The sequence below is a fragment of the Oceanicola sp. D3 genome, from assembly GCF_006351965.1.
Classification (GTDB): domain Bacteria; phylum Pseudomonadota; class Alphaproteobacteria; order Rhodobacterales; family Rhodobacteraceae; genus Vannielia.
Genome location: NZ_CP040932.1, coordinates 3,948,387 through 3,965,615 on the forward strand (window position 1 = coordinate 3,948,387; position 17,229 = coordinate 3,965,615).

Sequence of the window (17,229 nt, forward strand, 5' to 3'; positions counted from 1 at the left end):
CCCCGGCGGACCATCCGTTCATGCCAGTCGACATAGCAGAGTATCTCCCGCCGCTTCTGCCATGGCTTGCCTGCGCGCTGGCGGTGACCTGCGGTACCGTCGTTCAAAAGCTCTCCGGCGCGGGCTTCGGCATGATCGCCGCCCCAATCATGACGATCACCGCCCCCGAATGGGTGCCGGGGACCATCCTGCTGCTGGGCGTCCTGATCGGCATCGGGGCCGTGCTCGGGGCGCGCGACGCGATTGTGCGGTCAGACCTGCCAGCGGGGTTTTCCGGGCGTCTCATCGGGGCGGTTCTGGCCGCTTTCGTGGCAAGCGCCGTGGTGGGCACCGATCTGCTTCCCGTCGTGATCGCGCTCATCGTGCTGTTCGCCGTTGCCCTCAGCCTCGCGGGGTTGTCGATGCCGATCACCCCCCAAACCCTCTTCGGCGCGGGGGTCACGGCTGGGATCATGGGCACGCTGACGGGGATCGGGGCACCGCCAATGGCCATTCTCTACTCCCGCGTCGAGGCCCGCAGATCGGCCGCAACGCAAAACGCCTTCTTCGGCTTCGGCATGATCGTTTCCATCGGTGCGCTGGCCTTTGCAGGGCTGATCCGCGGGCCGCAAATCGCGCTCGCCGTCTCTCTCGCACCGCTTGTGCCACTCACACTCATCGCCGTGCGCCCGCTGGTCGCGCGGTTTGAGCGGGGGGCGATACGGCCTTGGGCGCTTGGGCTGGCCACGCTTTCGGCCCTCATCCTGCTGACAAAGGCGCTTTGAAGAGCCGATGGCCAACATTCGTGACATGACGCGCAAAGATGGCACAGAAACACCCATGGCCGGGCCATTCCGCCCCCCACCAGCCCGCCCCGCCTTGGCCCGATCGCGCCACGGTGAAGGCCCCGGCACGCTGCGCGATGACCCCGCCGGAAGGGTCTTGCCAATGCCCGCACACCTCGCACCCTGCCCGGCATGACCTCCCGCCTCACCTCCCTGCGCCTCACCGCGCAAACTCTCTGCATCGGGGGCCTCGGCGCTGCGGTGGCGTGGGCGGTTGCGATGCCACTGGCATTTCTGGCCGGGCCCGCCATCGCGGTCGCCTGCGCCAGCCTTGCGGGGATGAAGGTGGCCGTGCACCCGCGACTGCGCGATGCCTGTTTCCTGCTGATCGGCCTGACCATCGGCGGGCTGGTAACGCCCGCCAGCCTCGGCGCCATAGCCTCTTGGCCCGTTGCCTTCGTCCTGCTCGCCCTGCTCACCCTCGTCACCCTGTTCGTGATCCGCAAGATGCTCTGCCGCTGGTTCGCCTTTGGGCAGGCCGAGGGCTTTCTCGCAGCCGCGCCGGGGCATCTCTCCATGGTGGTCGCCCTCGCCGAAACCCTCGGGTTGCCACTGGTGCGCCCGGTGCTGATGGCCTCCTTCCGCGTGTTGATCCTCACGTTGACGGTGCCGCTTGCCGCGCGGCTGGCGGGCGTGCCCATCGGCCCCGGCCTGCCCTCCCCACCGCTGACCGAAAGCTGGCTGACGATTGCACCGCAGATCATCGCCGCCGCAGCGCTCGGCTGGGGGCTGGGCAAACTGCGCCTGCCAGCCCCCCTGCTGATCGGGGCAATGGCCGTGGGGGCCGGGGCGCATCTGTCGGGCGCTGCGGTCGGAAACCTGCCGGGCTGGGTCTCACAAACCGTTCTGGTGGTGATGGGCAGCCTGATCGGCTCGCGCTTTGCCGGCATCACCGCCCGCGCCATTCTGGCTGACCTCGCCGCCGCCATGCTTGCCGTCGCCGCCGCCACCACGCTGGCCGCTGTCTTTGCCCTCGCCGCCGCCCGCGCCGCCGGCCTGCCCTTTCTCGACGTGCTCATCGCCTTCTCCCCCGGCGGGCTGGAAACCATGATCATCGTCGGCGCAGCAGCCGGGGCCGACCCAAGCTTTGTCGCCGCCGCCCACGTCAGCCGGCTGATCATCCTCGCCCTGATCCTATCGGCTTTCGCCATCCGCCACGGTCGCACACCCCCGCCGCCGGGGCGTTGAAGCCCCATTGCCAGTTCCCCGGCCCTCGGCCATGATCCGCCCGCAAGGAGGGCCACACAGATGCGCAAGTTTCTTGTCGTGCTTGATGACAGTCGCGAATGCCTTAACGCCATGCGCTTTGCCGCCATGCGCGCAGCCAAAACCGGCGGCGGGGTAGAGATCCTGTCGATCATCCCGCCCGACGAATTCAACCACTGGATCGGCGTTGGCGATGTGATGCGCGCCGAAGCCCGCGAGCGGATCGAGGCGCATTTCGAGGTCTTCGCCAAATGGATGCGCGACCGGCAGGGGGTAGACCCGGAGCTGGTGGTGCGCGAGGGCGAACCGGTGGATGAAATCCTCGCCCAATGCCGCGAAGACAGCGAAGTTGGCGTGCTGGTGCTGGGCGCGGGCGCAGGCAAGAAGGGCCCCGGCCCACTGGTGACGCAGCTCACCAAAAACGCTGGTTCGCTGGATTTCCCGATCACCATCGTGCCGGGCGAGCTTTCCAAGGAGCGGCTGGAGAGCATTACCTAGGCCAAGACTTGCCACGTCGCTGCCGCCACCTACTTTAGAACCATTCCAAATCTTGACCCGCCCCCACCCGAGGCGCATATAAGGCCCAACCCCGAAAGGACTGTGCGCATGTTCATCCAGACCGAATCCACGCCAAACCCCGCCACGCTGAAGTTTCTGCCCGGGCAGGAAGTGCTTGGCACCGGCACCGCCGATTTCCCCAATGCCGACTCGGCCTCCGGCTCGCCGCTGGCCCAGCGCATCTTTGCTGTCGATGGCACCACCGGCGTGTTTCTTGGCGGTGATTTCGTGACCGTCACCAAAACCGATGCCGTGGAATGGGACCATATCAAGCCCGCCATCCTTGGCGCGATCATGGAGCATGTGCAGTCGGGCGAGCCGGTGCTGGCCTCCAACGCCGCGCCCGAGGCCGCCCATGCGGTGCATGAGGGCGAAGACGGCGAGATCGTCGAGCAGATCAAGCAGCTGCTCGACACCCGCGTGCGCCCCGCCGTGGCGCAGGATGGTGGCGACATCACCTTCCACGGCTTCGAGCGCGGCGTTGTCTACCTGCACATGCAGGGCGCCTGCGCCGGTTGCCCCTCTTCCACGCTAACGCTGAAGATGGGCATCGAGCAGCTGCTGCGCCACTACATCCCCGAGGTGACGGAAGTGCGCCCGGTCGCCGCCTGATCCGGGCAGCCTGACCCTTGGGCTCTTCCGATCCCACCCTGCTGGCCTTCGACACCTCCGGCCCCCACATCGCGGGGGCCGTTCTGCACCGTGGCGAGCTGGTGGCCGAGTGCTTCGAGCCAATGAAGCGCGGACAGGCCGAAAACCTCATGCCAATGCTGGAGGGCCTGCTCACCAAGGCCGGGCTCGTTTGGGGCGACCTCACCGCGCTCGGCGTCGGCATCGGCCCCGGCAACTTCACCGGCATCCGCATTTCCGTCGCCGCCGCCCGTGGGCTGGCGCTTGGGCTCGGCATTCCGGCCATCGGTGTATCTACCTTCGAGCTGGCGCGCTCCGGAGAGAGCGAAACCGTCCTGCTCCCCGCCCCCCGCGACATGGCCTACGCGCAAGACTTCGCCCGGGGTGCCCCCTCCGGCCCGCCCCGGCTGGTGCCACGCACCGCCGAACTACGCGAACCACTCCCCAACATTCCCCTCCGCCTCGCCACCCGCGCCGCCGCGCTGCTCGCGCAGGCCAGTGGCCCCCTGCCGCGTCCCGCGCCGCTCTACGTGCGTGCGCCCGATGCCGCCCCCGCGCGAGATGCGCCACCCGAGATCGTCGGATGAGCACCGAGGCCGAGGCGCTTGCCGCCCTTCACGCCGCCTGCTTCACCGCGCCCCGACCTTGGCACGCCGAGGAGTTTGCTGCGCTGCTGGCGCAAGACAGCGTCTTTCTCATCGGCGATGGTGGCACCGGCTTTGCGCTGGGGCAGGCCTCCGGCGCCGAGGCAGAGCTGCTCACCCTCGCCGTGCCCCCCGATGCGCGGCGGCAAGGCCGGGGCCGCGCCCTGCTTGCTGCCTACCACGACGCGGCCAGCGCGCGGGGCGCAAGCACCACCCTGCTGGAAGTTGCCGCCAACAACGCCGCCGCCATCGCGCTCTACACCGCCAGCGGCTACGGCGAGGTGGGCCAGCGCAAGGCCTACTACCGCACGCCCGACGCCGCGCGCATCGACGCGCTGGTGATGACCCGCGCCCTGTAGGGCCGGGCGCATCCCGCCACACCGCCCCGATCCCCCCTCGAAACACCGTCAAGTTACGTTGCGGCGCAGAAAAAGCGGTTGACCACCCCCCGCCGCTGCGGCCTTATTCATGGGTAATCCATAATCCAGCAGCCCCGAGCGCAATTGCGCCGAGGGCGCGGAGCAAAACCAACGGGAGACCTTCACCATGACATTCGCGCGCGCTCTTCTTGCCGCCACCGCCTCCGTCGCACTCACCGCAGGCGCGGCGCTGGCCGAACCGGCTGTTATCTTCGACCTCGGCGGCAAGTTCGACAAATCCTTCAACGAAAGCGCCTACACCGGTGCCAAGAAGTGGGCCGAGGAAACCGGCGAAAGCTTCAAGGAAATCGAGATGCAGTCCGAGGCCCAGCGCGAGCAGGCCCTGCGCCGGCTGGCCGAAGATGGCGCAAACCCCATCGTGATGACCGGCTTCGCCTTTGCAACCGTGCTGGGTGAAGTGGCCCCCGACTACCCCGACACCAAGTTCGTCATCATCGACGGCGTGGTTGATGCGCCCAACGTGCGCTCGGTGGTGTTCAAGGAGCAGGAGGGCTCCTACCTCGTTGGCATGATGGCTGGCATGGCCTCCGAGTCGGGCACCGTGAGCTTCGTCGGCGGCATGGACATTCCGCTGATCCACAAGTTCGCCTGCGGCTATGCCCAGGGCGTGAAGGCGGCCAACCCCGATGCCACCGTGATCCAGAACATGACCGGCACCACCCCGGCCGCCTGGAACGACCCGGTGAAAGGCTCCGAGCTGACCAAGGCGCAAATCTCGCAAGGGTCTGACGTGGTTTATGCCGCCGCTGGCGGTACCGGCGTGGGCGTTCTGCAAACCGCTGCCGATGAAGGCATCTACTCCATTGGCGTGGACTCCAACCAAAACCACCTGCACCCCGGCTCCGTGCTCACCTCGATGCTCAAGCGCGTCGACGTGGCGGTGTATGACAGCTTCACCGCCGGGGCCGACGGCATCGAGCCCGGCCTCGTGGCCCTCGGCCTTGCCGAAGGCGGCGTCGATTACGCCATGGACGAGAACAACGCCGATCTCGTGACCGCCGAGATGACCGCAGCCGTCGACGCGGCCAAGGAAAAGATCATCGCCGGCGAGATCGAAGTGCACAACTACGAGACCGACAGCACCTGCCCGGCGATGTAAGCCGCGTGCAACGCTGACCAAACAAGAGGGAGGGCCGCGCCGGGAGACTGGCCGCGGCCCTTTCCCAACCAGAAGACCGGGGGACAGACATGGCCGATCAACAGCCGCCCGCCATCGAATTGCGCGGAATTTCCAAGGCCTTCGGGCCGGTTCAGGCCAATAAAGACATCTCGCTTTCGGTGAAGCGCGGGGCGATTCACGGCATCATCGGCGAGAACGGCGCAGGCAAGTCCACCCTGATGTCCATCCTCTATGGCTTCTACAAGGCCGATGCGGGCGAGGTCTTCATCGGTGGCCGCAAAACCGAAATCACCGACAGTCAGGCCGCCATCGCCGCCGGCATCGGCATGGTCTTCCAGCACTTCAAACTGGTGCAAAACTTCACCGTGCTCGAAAACGTCGTGCTCGGCGCAGAAGACGGCCCCATGCTCGGCCCCTCGCTGTCCAAGGCCCGCAAGGAACTGACGGCGCTGGCCGAGGAATACGGCCTCAAGATCGACCCGGACGCCGTGATCCAAGATATCGGCGTGGGCATGCAGCAGCGCGTCGAAATCCTCAAGGCGCTCTACCGACAGGCCGATATCCTCATTCTCGACGAGCCCACCGGGGTGCTCACCCCGGCCGAGGCCGACCAGCTCTTCCGCATCTTGGGGCGGCTGAAGGAAGAGGGCAAAACCATCGTCCTCATCACCCATAAACTCCGCGAAATCATGGACATAACCGATACCGTCTCGGTCATGCGTCGCGGCGAGATGACGGCCACCGTCCAAACCGCCACCACCTCCCCCGAGGAACTGGCAGAGCTGATGGTGGGCCGCAAGGTGCTGCTGCGGGTCGACAAGACCCCGGCCAAGCCCGGCGAAACGGTGCTGGAGGTCCGCGACCTTGCCGTGACCGACGACAAGGGCGTGCAAAAGCTGCGCGGCATCTCTTTTGATATCCGCGCAGGCGAAATCCTCGGCATCGCCGGGGTGGCGGGCAACGGCCAGTCAGAGCTGCTCGAAGTGCTCGGCGGCTACCAGGATGCCAAGGGCACCATCCGCATGAATGGCGAGCAGATCGACCTGACGGGCCGCCACTCCGACGCCCAATCGCGCCGCCGCCGGGGCATCGCCCATGTGCCCGAAGATCGCCACCGCGAGGGGCTGATCCTCGAATTCCACGCTTGGGAAAACGTCGCCTTCGGCTACCACAACGACCCGAAATACCAGAAAAACGCGCTGACGATGGACAACACCGCCATCCGTGAAGACACCGAAGCCAAGATGGAGCGCTTCGACGTGCGCCCGCCCAACCCCCTGCTGGCCGCCAAGAACTTCTCCGGCGGCAACCAGCAAAAGATCGTGCTGGCCCGCGAGATCGAGCGCAACCCCGACCTGCTGCTGATCGGCCAGCCCACGCGCGGGGTGGACATCGGCGCCATCGAATTCATCCACCAGCAGATCGTGCGGCTGCGCGACGAGGGCAAGGCCATCCTTTTGGTCTCGGTCGAACTGGACGAAATCATGTCGCTCTCCGACCGGATCGCCGTCATGTTCGACGGGCAGATCATGGGCGAGCGCTTGCCGTCCGAAACCGACGAAAAAGAGCTCGGCCTGCTGATGGCCGGGATGCAGGGGGAGGCCGCGTGAGCAACGCAAGAGCAAGACTTGCCGCTCTGGCAGCTGTGCTGTTGCTGCCGCTCGCCGCCAAAGCAGAGGTGCACTACGCCTGCACCTTCCCCAGCCTGCCGTCCTTCTCCATCACCTATCCGGAAGCGGTCGGCGCAAAGCCCCTGTTGCAGGTGCAAAACCGCCCTCCTGTAGAGATGACGCAAGGCAGTGGCAGCAATCGGATAGAAACCGGCACCGTCGATGGCTACCGCTTTCAGTTCGTGCCCAAACATTCTCATCTTGAGGTCCGCAAGGGCGACGAGGTGATCGGGGGTGAAACCGGCCGATGCGTCCGGATCGGTGGCCCGGTGAATGAAACGCCCCTGGTACTGGTCGCGCCCGCGCCAGAAGCGCCGGAAGCAGCGCCCACCGCGAAGCCTGACAAGCCCGGCGATACCGGAAGCTGGTTGGTGAGCCAGAGCGAGTCGCAATTCGATGACACGCCGCTCATCGTCCTCCGGCTAGAATCGCGGGATGTCGTGCGTGGCAAATACAACGGCACCGCAACGCCCAGCCTGATCCTGCGATGCATGGAAAACACCACCTCAATGTTCATCAACCCCGGCGGGCATTTCCTTTCTGATATTCAAGGCTACGGCAAAGTAACCTACAGGATAGACGATCTGAAAGCAGCGTCCTGGCGAATGTCAGCATCCACGGACAACGAGGTGCTCGGTCTCTGGAGTGGCAGCAAATCCATTCCTCAAATCAAGAAGTTGATACAGGGTAACTCGCTTCTGGTCCGCCTCACGCCCTACAATGAAAGTGCCCTCGAATTCGGCTTCGACCTCGCTGGCCTGAACGAAGCAATCAAGCCGCTGCGAAAAGCGTGCAACTGGTGAAGGAGGAAAACGCCACATGGACGTGATGCCCAAATGGGCCGAGGTGATCCTCGTTCCCCTCATCTCCCTCATCCTTGCCGCGCTTCTCTCGGCGGTTGTGATCCTCGCCATCGGCGAAAACCCGATCACGGCGGTCGGCATCATGATCGACGGGTCTGTCGGCTCGATCCGGGGCTGGGGCTATACGCTGTATTACGCCACCAACTTCATCTTCACTGGCCTCTGCGTTTCGGTCGCCTTCCATGCCCGCCTGTTCAACATCGGCGGAGAGGGGCAGGCGATGGTCGGCGGGCTCGGGGTGGCGCTGGTGCTGCTCTACATTCCCTTTCCGCACTGGTCGATCGCGCTGGTCGCCGCCTCTCTGGGGGCTGCGGCCTTCGGGGCGCTCTGGGCGCTGATCCCGGCCTACCTTCAGGCCGCGCGGGGCAGCCATATCGTGATCACCACGATCATGTTCAACTTCATGGCCGCGGGCCTGCTGAACTACCTGCTGTCCAACACGCTCAAGCCCGCTGGCCAGTCTGATCCGGCCTCGGCCAAGTTTGACGCCGCCTATGATCTGCCCACGCTGAATTCGGTGCTGACAGATCTGGGCTTCAAGGCGGCGCGGGACGATTCCGTCAACGTCACCTTCCTCCTCGCCATTATCGCCTGTTTCGCTGTCTGGTTCCTGCTCTGGCGCACCCGCCTCGGCTTCCAGATCCGTGCATTTGGCCAATCCGAGACAGCGGCCAAATACGCGGGCATCTCGCCTCTGCGCATCACCGTGATCGCCATGCTGATCTCGGGCGGCCTCGCCGGGCTGATGGCCGTCAACACCGCCATGGGCGAGCAGGAGCGCCTCGTGCTGAACGCCGTCGAAGGCGCGGGCTTCATCGGCATTGCCGTGGCGCTGATGGGGCGCAACCACCCCTTCGGCGTGTTCCTCGCCGCCGTGCTCTTCGGCTTTCTCTATCAGGGCGGAGCCGAGTTGGCGCTGTGGACGTCGATCCCGCGTGAGCTGATCGTCGTCATCCAAGCCCTCGTGATCCTCTTCACCGGCGCGCTCGACAACATGGTGCGCGCGCCGCTCGCCAAGCTCTTCCTGCATCTGCGCAAGGGCAAGGAACCGCCCGAAACCGCGCCACCGCCGCCGGGGCCAAAGCGGCCCGACCATGCGCCCGAAGGCACGGTGAAGGAGGCATGATGGCCGATCTCATCCCCTTCCTGCCCGGCTTCTTCGCGGCCTTCTCCATCCTGATGGTCGCCGCCTCCTCGCCCGGGCCAGCGGTGGCCATGCTGCTCGGCATCTCCATGAGCCGGGGCCGTGGGGCGGCGCTGGTGACCTGCCTCGGCATCGCCTTCGGCTCCACCACCATCAACCTCGCCACCATGCTCGGCGTCGGCCTGCTGCTGTCAGAGGCCGCATGGGCCATGCAAATCCTGCGGATCCTCGGCGCGGCCTATCTCGCCTGGCTGGCCTACGGGGCCTTCCGCAAGGCGGCAAACCCGCCCGCGCTCACCACCGGGCCGGTGCCCGCCCGCTCGGTGCTCCGCCTCCTGCTGGCGGGCTACCTGCTGCAAGTGACCAATCCCAAGGCCATCGTCTTCTGGCTCGCCATCGCCGCACTCGGGGCCACCGAAGGCGGCGGCACGCTGGTCTATGCCGCCTTCTTCGCCGGGGCATGGCTCATCAGCTTCACCTGCCACGCCGCATGGGCGCTGCTGCTCTCCGCCGCGCCGATCCGCGCCGCCTACGCCCGCGCAAGGCGCTCGGTGGAGGCCACGCTGGGCGTGCTCTTCGCCTTCTTCGCCTTCAAGCTCGCCACATCGAGGAGCTAGAGCCATGGACTTCCTGACAATCATCCAGGTTCTCGACGGCACCATCCGCCTCGCCATCCCCCTGCTGCTCGCCTGCCTCGCCGGGCTGTTCTCCGAGCGGGCCGGGATCTTTGATATCGGCCTTGAGGGCAAAATGCTCATGGCCGCCTTCTTCTCGGCGGCGGTGGCCTTCTACTCCGGCTCGGCATGGGTCGGCCTGCTGGCGGGCATCGCCTCGTCCATGGTGCTCTCGGCCATCCACGGCGTCGCCTCCATCACCTTCCGGGGCAACCAGCTGATCTCCGGCGTGGCGATCAACTTCCTCGCCGCCGGGCTCACCGTGCTCATCGCGCAGGACTGGTTCAACCAGGGCGGACGGACAGAGCCGCTCACCGGCGCGGCCCGCTTCAACAGCATCGACCTGCCCGGCGCCCTCACCCGCATCCGCGACATGGCCGACGCCGGGCCTCTGATGCAGGTCTACTCCGAGCTGATCTCGGGCCACCCGATCCTCACCTACATCGGCTTCCTCTTCGTGCCGCTGACATGGTGGATCCTGTTCCGCACCCGCTTCGGCCTGCGCCTGCGCGCGGTGGGCGAAAGCCCCGAGGCGGTGGATACAGCGGGCGTTTCGGTCGTCGGCCTGCGCTTTGCCGCCGTGGCCATCTGCGGCGTGCTCTGCGGCATCGCCGGGGCCTACCTCTCCACCGCCATCCAGGCCGGCTTCACCAAGGACATGACAGCCAACCGCGGCTACATCGCGCTGGCCGCGTTGATCTTCGCCAAGTGGCGGCCATGGTATGCGCTCTATGCCTGCCTGCTCTTCGGCCTGTTCTTCGCCATCGACAACCGCTTCCAGAACATCACGATCCTCGGGCTGCAACTGCCCGTGCAGTTCATGCAGTCGCTGCCTTACATCCTCACCGTGGTGATCCTCGCCGGCTTCGTCGGCAAGGCCATCCCACCCCGCGCCGGAGGCGAACCCTATGTCAAAGAGCGCTGACCTCGCCGCCAAGATCAAACTCGATGCAGGCTCCGCCCCGCCCAAACTGGCGCTGATCCTCGGCTCCGGCCTCGGCCATCTTGCCGAAGAGGTGAAGGGCGTGGCCATCGACTACGCCGCGCTGGAGGGCTTCCCCCACGCGGGCGTCTCGGGGCACAACCCCAAGCTGGTGATCGGCACGCTGGAAGGCGTGCGCGTGGCGGTGCTCGGCGGGCGCGCGCATTACTACGAAAGCGGCAACCCCGCCGCCATGCGCCTGCCGCTCGAAACCCTGAAGGCGCTTGGCTGCGACACGCTCCTGCTAACCAACGCCGCAGGCTCCATGCGCCCAGATATTCCTCCGGGCGAGCTGATGCTGCTCTCCGATCACATCAACTTCTCCGGCCTCAACCCGCTCATCGGCGAGCCCTCCGATGCCCGCTTCGTGCCTATGGGCGACGCCTATGACCCGGCCCTCCGAACGGCCCTCAAGGCCGCCGCCGAGGCCCAGAACATCCCGCTCGAAAGCGGCGTCTACGCCTGGTATTCCGGCCCCTCCTTCGAAACCCCTGCCGAAATCCGCGCCATCCGCACGCTGGGGGCCGACGCCGTGGGCATGTCGACCGTGCCCGAGGTGATCCTTGGCCGCTTCCTCGGCATGAAATGCGCCGCGATCTCCACGATCACCAACATGGCCGCCGGCATGTCGGACGAGGCCATCAGCCACGAGCATACCAAGGCCATGGCCCCCCTCGGCGCGACCAAGCTGGAAAAGATCCTGCGTGCCTTCCTGAAGTCACTCTAAGCCATACGCTGCGCTGCGGCACTAGACAGCGCCAGAAGTTTGTCGCACTAGGAGGTCCATGCAGTTCTACCTCCCCATCGCCGAGGTATCGGTGAACGCCTTCCTGCTCCTGGGCATCGGCGGCGTGGTGGGCATCCTCTCGGGGATGTTCGGGGTGGGCGGTGGCTTCCTGATCACCCCGCTGCTGTTTTTCGTGGGCATCCCGCCCGCCGTGGCCGTGGCCACCTCCGCCAATCAAATCGTCGCCTCCTCCATCTCCGGCGTGCTCGCGCACCTCAGGCGAAAGACGGTCGATGTCCGAATGGGCCTTGTCCTGCTGGCGGGCGGCCTCGTTGGCGCGGCGCTTGGCGTCTGGGTTTTCAACATCCTGCGCCAACTCGGCCAAGTCGATCTGCTGGTAACGCTCTGCTACGTCGTCTTTCTTGGCATCATCGGCGCGCTGATGTTCATCGAAAGCCTCAATGCGATGCGCCGCACCAAGGGCGGCAAACTGCCCCCACGGCGCAAGCACAACTGGGTGCACAACCTGCCCCTGAAAATGAAATTCCGCACCTCCGGCCTCTATATCTCCGTCATCCCGCCGCTGCTGGTCGGCCTCTCTGTCGGCGTGCTGGCGGCGATCATGGGCGTGGGCGGCGGTTTCATCATGGTTCCGGCAATGATCTACCTGCTGGGCATGCCCACCAAGGTCGTCATCGGCACCTCGCTGCTGCAAATCATCTTCGTCACCGCCTTCACCACGCTGCTGCACGCCACCACCAACCAGACGGTCGATATCGTGCTAGCCGTGCTGCTGCTGGTCGGCGGGGTGGTGGGCGCGCAATTCGGCACTCGGATCGGGACCATGATGAAGGCCGAGCAGCTACGCATCGCCCTGGCCGGGCTGGTGCTGCTGGTCTGCGGCAAACTCGCGCTCGATCTGCTGCTGCAACCCACCGAGCTGTTCTCGCTCACCCCGCTGGGGGCGGGCTGATGCGCTGGCTCCTCGCCCTCCTCTTCCTCGCGGCCCCCGCCGGCGCCGCCGAAGAGGTGGTGGCCGACCTCTCGCAAAGCCGGGTGGGCATCAACGCCACCTTCAACGGCTCCGAAATCCTTGTGTTCGGCGCGGTCCGCCGCAACTACCCGGTGTCTCCCGCCGGTGAGCTGGGTGTTGTCATCACCGTCGCCGGTCCGTCAACGCCAGTCGTTGTGCGCAAGAAAAACCGCAAGGCGGGCGTTTGGGTCAATACCGAGGCTGTGGAGGTTGACCGGGCGCCCAGCTTCTACCAGATCGTCACCACCGATCCGCTCGACAGCCTGATCTCCGCCACCGCCGACCTGCGCCACAGCATCTCCATTGATCGCGCGATCCGCTCTGTCGGCGCGCCCGCGAGCATCGGCAACGCCGCCGACTTCACCGAGGCGCTCATCCGCATCCGCACCGACGCCGGGCACTACGCCGTGCAGGAGGGCGGGGTGACGATCCAGAAAGACACGCTCTTTCGCGCCAACGTCGCCCTTCCGGCCAACCTGACCGAAGGCAATTACACCACCCGCATCTTCCTGACCCGCCAAGGTGCCGTGGTGTCGAGCCACACCACCACCATTCACGTCTCCAAGGTCGGGCTGGAACGCTGGCTGCACGCGCTGGCGCATGAGCAACCGCTGCTCTACGGCCTGCTCTCGCTCGCCATCGCCATCGCGGCAGGCTGGGGCGCCTCTGCGGTGTTCCGGTATATCCGGGGCTGATCCGCCCTACACTTCATCGCTAATACACCGCACGCCCTGCCCGGTGCGTTAACCTCTTCGGCTTTGCGCAAATACCGGATGCATGGGTTGTGCATAGGATGTGCATGGGTTGTGCATGTGACATTTTTGCAGTTAACGCCGTGCAGCAACGCGGCGCAACGGCATTTCTGCAAAGCAAATCAACGCTCTGTCAGCTTCAACTCGATCCGCCGGTTCTTCGCCCGCGCCTCCGCCGTGTCTGCCGTGTCAATCGGCTGATATTCCCCAAAACCATTCGCGCTCAAGCGTTGCGGCGGAACGCCGAGAGACTCGCTCATGAACCGGACAACCGAGAGCGCCCGCGCCTGGCTCAATTCCCAATTGTCAGCGTATTCGCCAAAGCCCGAGAGCGGCTGGTTGTCGGTATGACCATCGACCTGAATCACCCAGTCGATCTCGGGCGGAATCTCGGCGGCGAGGCGGCGCAGGATCAGCGTAACCTTCTGAATTTCCTGCCGCCCTTCCGGTGAAAGCCGCGCCTCTGCCGGGGCAAAAAGCACCTCGGAGGAGAAGACAAACCTGTCCCCCTCGATCCGCACACCCTCGGTGTTGCCCACAAGGTCGCGGAGCCGTCCGAAGAACTCCGAGCGATACTTTTCAAGGTCTTCCTGCGCCGCTTCCAGCCGCGCCCGCTCCGCCGCTTCCAGCTCCGCCCGCCGCCGTTCTTCCTGCGCCACCTTGGCCAGCGCGGCGTTCAGTTGCGCGCCCAGCGCCTCGATCTGCACCTGCGCGTCCTGGTCCTTCTGCGCCGCCGCATCAATCACCCCCTGAAGCGCCCCCAATTGCGCTCTCAGAGCGGCCACTTGCTCGTTCAAAAGCGCCAGTTTTCGCTGCCCTTCGGCTGAGGCTACCTCACTGTTTTCCAACTCTTTATTGGCCTGAGCAAGCAGCGCATCCTTGCGCTCCACTTCGCTCAGCGCCGCCTCTGCGCGGCCCTCTGCGGCCAGCTTCTCTGCCAGCGCCGCCGCCAGCTTTTCCCGCACCTGCGAGGCATCCCCAAGGTCCGCCTCCAGCGCCTCTTTGACGGCTTTCAACTCTGCGATTTCCCGCGCGTTTTCAGCAACTTCTGCCCGAAGCGCGGCAAGGTCCGCCTCCGCCGCCTCCGCACGTGCCGCCAACGCATCCCGCGCCGCCTCCGCCTCACCCCGCGCCGCGCCCAGCGCCGCAAGCTCGGCTTTCGCTGTGGCCAGCTCACCCGAAAGCCGGGCGGCCTCTTCTGCGGCGGAAGTGCCTGTTTCCACTTGGCTTTCCAACTGCGAGATCGACGCCAGAGCCGCTGCCAGTCGCGCGTTCAACGTCTCCTCCGCCGCCTCGGCTGCCGCCAGAAGTGTCAGCGTTTCCTCGGCCTTTTTCCGCTGCGCCTCCAGCGCGAGAGTCATCGCCGTCAGCTCCGTCTCGGCCCCCTGCAAACGCTCCCTAAGTGCCTGAGCCGCCGCAGTTTCTGCCAGCCGGGCCTTCTCTTCTTCCGACAGCTGCTCTTCCAGCCCAGCCACCTTTGCAGCGGCCTCGACCTTCTCTGCCTGCAGATCCGCCACCAGCGCCTCAAGCGCCTCCCGCCGCGCCGCAGCAAGCCGCGCGGCCTCCACTTGGGCGTCAACCTCCGTTCTTGCCGACGCAAGCGCCTGTTCCAAAGAGGTTTTCTCGGCCTCCACAGCCTCCCGCGCGGCCTCTGCTTCCGCCAGATCCTGCGCCAGCCCGGCCCCCCGCTCCTGCGCGGCATCCCGCTCCACGATCAGCGCCGCAACCTGCGCCTCGAAGCCCGAAATCTTCTGCTGTGCGTCCTGGAGCGCCTCCTGCCCCGAGGCGATCTGGCCCCGCAACGACGCGATCAAGGCCGCCTGCCGCGCCGCATCCTCCTGCGCCGCCGAGATCGTTGCATCCCGCTGCGCGATGTCGCCCTGCAAGGCCTCCACCCGGGCGCGTTCAAGGCCGAGCGTATCGGCCAGAGAGGCCAGCTCTTCGCTCAGTTGGTTCAGCTCGCTTTCCTGCCCGGTGATGGTTTCGCGGAGCATGAATTGCACGATCATGAAGATCGACAGAACGAACATCAGCACCAGCAAAAGTGCTGTCATCGCATCCACAAAACCCGGCCAGATCGAGGCCGAGAACCGTTGGCCGCTGCGCCGGGAGAGGGCCATCAGCCGGGCCTCTTGGTCGCGTCGCGGATCACCCGGGTCAGGGCCGCAAGATCGGCGCGCAGACCAGAGACGCTTTCCTGCCGGCCGGCGGCGATATCTTCATGAATTGCAAGCAGTTGCGTGTCGATCGAGCGCAGGCGCATGCGGCTCTCGGCATCAACGCCGCCCTCGCCGGGCGCGAGATTGTCGAGCTTGGTGAGGAGCGCCTCGTTGCCCTCTGCGATCCGCCGCAGCAGCTTGTCGGTATTGCGCGGCTGCGCCATGTTCTCGGCGATCTTTTCCATCGCCAGTGCCACCTCGCCCATCCGGTCTTCCAGCATGGCGCGGGAGACGTCGGACTGCGTGAACATCTCGCGCATCGCTTCCATCTGCTCAGCCATGTGGTCAAGGACGCCAGCAGCCGAAGACGGGTCGGAAGCCTCACCGTCATTCGCGGCGAAAGAGACGCGGGTGATGGACGAAAGCCACTCTTCCAACTCACGGTAAAAGCGGTTCTGACCGTGGGAGGCGAAAAGCTCCAGCAAGCCGACAATAAGAGAACCGGCAAGCCCCAAAAGCGAAGAGCCAAAGGCCGTGCCCATCCCGCCAAGCTGCGCTTCGAGCCCGCCCATCAGGCGCGAAAACACCTCCACACCGCCCTCGCCTTCCTGTGGCGCAAGGGAGCGGATCGTTTCAACAACGGCAGGGACGGTGGTGGCGAGCCCGTAGAAGGTGCCAAGAAGCCCGAGGAAAATCAGCAGGTTGACGAGATAGCGCGTGATATCGCGCAGCTCTTCAATCCGGGTGGCCACAGATTCGAGGATCGAGCGCGATGAGGTGGCAGAAATTTGCATCCGCCCGCGCCGCGACCGCAGAAGCGCCGCCAGCGGAGCCAGCAGCCGGGGCACCTTTGGCCCCACCTCCCGGTCGAGCGCAAAATCCTCCAGCCAATGCACGGAGCGCACCAATTGGTAGACCTGCCAGAAACAGGTGAACACACCGACCACGAAAACCAGCCCGATGGTGCCGTTGAGCCAGAGGTTGGCAAGGATCACCGGCATCACGGTGGGCAACAGCAGGTAACTGCCCACGCCCACAAGGCCCAAGACAATGAGCATCTGCGCCACCTGGCGCACGGGTTGCGAAAAATGCGGCTCGGCCTCAGCCTCTGTCATGCTCATAGCGGGGTTAACGCCCTTTGCTTGTTGGCCTCACGATAGGGGTCCGGCCCCTTCTTGCCAATCACAAAGGGCTCAGGCGCCCTCACGCAGCTTGGCAGCAAGCCAGGCAAGGTCCGGGTCGGCTATGCCGATCTGGGCCAGATGATCGGCAGTGTTGAAGAGGTATTCGGAATTGGGCCCACGCCCGCCATGGGCATGGGCGATAATCTTGGCCTGCTGTTCAAGGCTGAGGGCCCCGCAGTATTGCACGTGATCCCGGTCCACCACATAGGCCAGCGCATTGAACGGCTCAAACCCATCGGCGCGGAGCGTCACGACCGCTTCGAAATAGGCCGAAGAGATCAGCTCGCGCTCCCGCAGATCGGCCAGAACCTGCGGCTCCTGTCCGGGCGTCACACGCAGCGCAACGCCTTGGCAGGACGCGCCTTCTGCCTCATCGAGAGCCAGCACCAGCCCCGGCTCTTCTTCGGTGCCACGGTGGTGGATCGACGACATGCAAAAGGCCCGGTGATACCCATCAAGACGCGCCAGCCGCTGCTCGGCCACCTCGAACCCGGGGTTCCAGAGCAGGCTGCCGTAACCGAACACCCAGAGCGGGTTGGGAAGTTTGCTATCGGGGATCATCCGCCTCGCCTTTCCATCTGCGGCCCGGTAAACCAGATCGCGTCAAAAACCGAAAGGG

The 17,229-nt window shown here is 65.7% G+C and carries 18 protein-coding genes; 15 read left to right on the top strand and 3 right to left on the bottom strand.

Features of this window, described 5'->3' with window-relative positions:
* Positions 1–20 precede the first annotated feature (20 nt).
* The 15 genes from FHY55_RS19870 to FHY55_RS19940 all read left to right on the top strand — a co-directional run bounded on the left by FHY55_RS19870 (position 21) and on the right by FHY55_RS19940 (position 13,210).
* Complete coding sequence (locus tag FHY55_RS19870) at positions 21–764, top strand: TSUP family transporter (RefSeq protein ID WP_140015844.1); 744 nt, start codon at positions 21–23, stop codon at positions 762–764.
* Positions 765–956: 192 nt separating this feature from the next.
* Positions 957–2,012 (top strand): AbrB family transcriptional regulator, encoded by a 1,056-nt coding sequence (locus FHY55_RS19875; RefSeq protein WP_140015845.1) that lies wholly within the window; start codon positions 957–959, stop codon positions 2,010–2,012.
* Between the two features lie 60 nt (positions 2,013–2,072).
* Positions 2,073–2,528 carry a universal stress protein gene (locus FHY55_RS19880; RefSeq protein WP_140015846.1) on the top strand — a complete coding sequence of 152 codons (456 nt, stop codon included), beginning with the start codon at positions 2,073–2,075 and terminating at the stop codon, positions 2,526–2,528.
* Positions 2,529–2,636: 108 nt separating this feature from the next.
* Positions 2,637–3,200, top strand: coding sequence for a NifU family protein (locus tag FHY55_RS19885; RefSeq protein WP_140015847.1), 564 nt, complete (start codon positions 2,637–2,639; stop codon positions 3,198–3,200).
* A gap of 17 nt (positions 3,201–3,217) precedes the next feature.
* Positions 3,218–3,805 (top strand): tRNA (adenosine(37)-N6)-threonylcarbamoyltransferase complex dimerization subunit type 1 TsaB, encoded by a 588-nt coding sequence (gene tsaB, locus FHY55_RS19890; RefSeq protein WP_140015848.1) that lies wholly within the window; start codon positions 3,218–3,220, stop codon positions 3,803–3,805.
* Positions 3,802–4,221: a GNAT family N-acetyltransferase gene (locus FHY55_RS19895; protein WP_140015849.1), complete on the top strand. Its 420-nt coding sequence runs from the start codon at positions 3,802–3,804 to the stop codon at positions 4,219–4,221. The genes tsaB and FHY55_RS19895 overlap by 4 nt, the downstream gene beginning before the upstream one ends.
* A gap of 187 nt (positions 4,222–4,408) precedes the next feature.
* A complete protein-coding gene (locus FHY55_RS19900; protein ID WP_140015850.1) occupies positions 4,409–5,401 on the top strand; it encodes a BMP family protein in 993 nt (330 codons plus the stop codon).
* A gap of 89 nt (positions 5,402–5,490) precedes the next feature.
* On the top strand, positions 5,491–7,032 hold the full coding sequence (locus tag FHY55_RS19905) for an ABC transporter ATP-binding protein (protein WP_140015851.1): 1,542 nt from the start codon (positions 5,491–5,493) through the stop codon (positions 7,030–7,032).
* Positions 7,029–7,895 carry a type VI secretion system-associated protein TagO gene (locus FHY55_RS19910; protein ID WP_140015852.1) on the top strand — a complete coding sequence of 289 codons (867 nt, stop codon included), beginning with the start codon at positions 7,029–7,031 and terminating at the stop codon, positions 7,893–7,895. The genes FHY55_RS19905 and FHY55_RS19910 overlap by 4 nt, the downstream gene beginning before the upstream one ends.
* Before the next feature lie 16 nt (positions 7,896–7,911).
* A complete protein-coding gene (locus FHY55_RS19915; RefSeq protein ID WP_140015853.1) occupies positions 7,912–9,081 on the top strand; it encodes an ABC transporter permease in 1,170 nt (389 codons plus the stop codon).
* Positions 9,081–9,716, top strand: a complete 636-nt coding sequence (locus FHY55_RS19920; protein ID WP_140015854.1) for a LysE family translocator — start codon at positions 9,081–9,083, stop codon at positions 9,714–9,716. The genes FHY55_RS19915 and FHY55_RS19920 overlap by 1 nt, the downstream gene beginning before the upstream one ends.
* Before the next feature lie 4 nt (positions 9,717–9,720).
* Positions 9,721–10,698, top strand: coding sequence for an ABC transporter permease (locus FHY55_RS19925; protein WP_140015855.1), 978 nt, complete (start codon positions 9,721–9,723; stop codon positions 10,696–10,698).
* Positions 10,682–11,482: a purine-nucleoside phosphorylase gene (locus tag FHY55_RS19930; RefSeq protein WP_140015856.1), complete on the top strand. Its 801-nt coding sequence runs from the start codon at positions 10,682–10,684 to the stop codon at positions 11,480–11,482. Before FHY55_RS19925 ends, FHY55_RS19930 begins: the two co-directional genes overlap by 17 nt.
* 58 nt (positions 11,483–11,540) lie before the next feature.
* On the top strand, positions 11,541–12,455 hold the full coding sequence (locus FHY55_RS19935; RefSeq protein ID WP_140015857.1) for a sulfite exporter TauE/SafE family protein: 915 nt from the start codon (positions 11,541–11,543) through the stop codon (positions 12,453–12,455).
* Positions 12,455–13,210, top strand: coding sequence for a TIGR02186 family protein (locus tag FHY55_RS19940; protein ID WP_140015858.1), 756 nt, complete (start codon positions 12,455–12,457; stop codon positions 13,208–13,210). Before FHY55_RS19935 ends, FHY55_RS19940 begins: the two co-directional genes overlap by 1 nt.
* Before the next feature lie 179 nt (positions 13,211–13,389).
* Here FHY55_RS19940 and FHY55_RS19945 read toward each other — a convergent pair whose 3' ends face one another.
* From FHY55_RS19945 to FHY55_RS19955, 3 genes are all read right to left on the bottom strand, one after another.
* Positions 13,390–15,387: a peptidoglycan -binding protein gene (locus tag FHY55_RS19945; protein WP_140015859.1), complete on the bottom strand. Its 1,998-nt coding sequence runs from the start codon at positions 15,385–15,387 to the stop codon at positions 13,390–13,392.
* Positions 15,387–16,547 (bottom strand): biopolymer transporter ExbB, encoded by a 1,161-nt coding sequence (locus FHY55_RS19950; RefSeq protein ID WP_140015860.1) that lies wholly within the window; start codon positions 16,545–16,547, stop codon positions 15,387–15,389. The genes FHY55_RS19945 and FHY55_RS19950 overlap by 1 nt, the downstream gene beginning before the upstream one ends.
* A 72-nt stretch (positions 16,548–16,619) precedes the next feature.
* Positions 16,620–17,171, bottom strand: a complete 552-nt coding sequence (locus FHY55_RS19955) for a gamma-glutamylcyclotransferase (RefSeq protein WP_140015861.1) — start codon at positions 17,169–17,171, stop codon at positions 16,620–16,622.
* Positions 17,172–17,229 lie beyond the last annotated feature (58 nt).